This is a genomic window from Nitratidesulfovibrio liaohensis, from assembly GCF_011682075.1.
GTDB classification, from domain to species: domain Bacteria; phylum Desulfobacterota; class Desulfovibrionia; order Desulfovibrionales; family Desulfovibrionaceae; genus Cupidesulfovibrio; species Cupidesulfovibrio liaohensis.
The window spans coordinates 1-1305 of sequence record NZ_VSMK01000573.1 but is presented as its reverse complement, the minus strand read 5'-3'; the positions used below and the strand labels follow the sequence as shown (position 1 = coordinate 1305).

Annotated in this window: 1 protein-coding gene and 1 pseudogene; both read left to right on the top strand. The window is 72.0% G+C overall.

Annotated elements, in window-relative coordinates; translation table 11 throughout:
* Positions 1–543 (top strand): annotated as a pseudogene (locus FVW27_RS16140) (dolichyl-phosphate-mannose--protein mannosyltransferase); the annotation flags it as partial.
* Between the two features lies 1 nt (position 544).
* Positions 545–1305, top strand: a 761-nt coding sequence (locus FVW27_RS16135) for a YkgJ family cysteine cluster protein (protein WP_341806166.1), incomplete at its 3' end; no start/stop codon positions are given.

Sequence of the window (1305 nt, the reverse complement as noted above, 5' to 3'; positions counted from 1 at the left end):
GACGCCGTCCTGCTCGCGGCGGGGACGCGCACCACCGTGTGGCGCAGGCTGGTGCCCGTGTGGGCGGTGCTGGGCGTGCTGACCTTCGGCCTGGTGCACGCGCAGGATGCGCTGCCCCTGCCGCCGCAGTACAACCCGGCCACCCGCCTGAAGGGATGGGCCGACCTTGGCGAGCATCTGGGCGAGGTGCGCCGGCAACTGCCCGACCCGGACCGGGTGTTCTTCTTTTCCGACGCCTACGACATGACCGCCTCGCTGGCGTTCTACGCCCCCGGCCAGCCGGTGACCTACTGCGCCGACTTCGGCCGCCGCATGAGCCAGTACGACATCTGGCCGTCGCCCGCCGACAAGGTGGGCTGGGACGCGGTGCTGGTGCGCCGCGACGGGCCGGACATGCCCCGCCAGCTCGAGGACATGTTCGAATCCGTGCAGGTCACCCACTACCAGTCCACCCACCGGGGCAAACCGGGCCGCCCGTTCTGGGTGGTGGTGCTGCGCGGCTTCAACGGCCATTGGCCCAACTCCGGCTCCGGAGCCTACTGACATGGCACGCGCACCCCGCCCCACCAAGCGCACTCCCAACACACCGGGAACGCCCGACGCGACTGGCTCGCCCAATGTGACTGACGCGAATGGCACCCCCTGTGCACGCCCCCACGCCCGGCCCCATGCCAAAAGGAATGGCCCCGCGCCCGATCCTTCGGCCTGCGCCCGTTGCGCAGCGCAAGGGCCCACCTGCTGCTCCACCACCCCCGGCGAGGAGGAGTTCTGCTTCCCCCTGTCCCGCTCGGAATGGGAGCGCATCGTGGAATGGTGCGACCACGTGGGCGGATTCGCCACCGAACGCAACACCCGCCCCTTCGTGGACGGCATGAAGCGCCTGTTCCCCGGCGAGGAAGCCGCCGTGGAGGCCCTGTTTCCCCTGCACGGCGAGCATCTGCGCCTGGCGGTGGACCGGCGGGGCGACTGCGCCTTTCTGGGCGCGGAAGGCTGCCGCCTCCCGCGCGAGGTGCGGCCCTGGTACTGTCGCCTGTTCCCGCTGTGGATGCGCGGCGAGCGCATCACCCTGTTCACCCCGGACCACTGCGTGGCCGTGCGCGAAGGGCGCACCCTGGCCAGCGTGCTGGCCGCCGTGCACCTGACGGAAAAGGACGTCCGCCTGCTGTTCGGCCGCCTGCGCCTGGCCTGGGGCCTGGCCCCGCTGGACCCCTTCGGGGCCGGGCTGCCCTACGCGGCCCCGTACTCGCCCGGCAATGATGATGCCGCCGCTCCGGCTTCCGCCGGTACGGCCCCCCTGCCAACCCC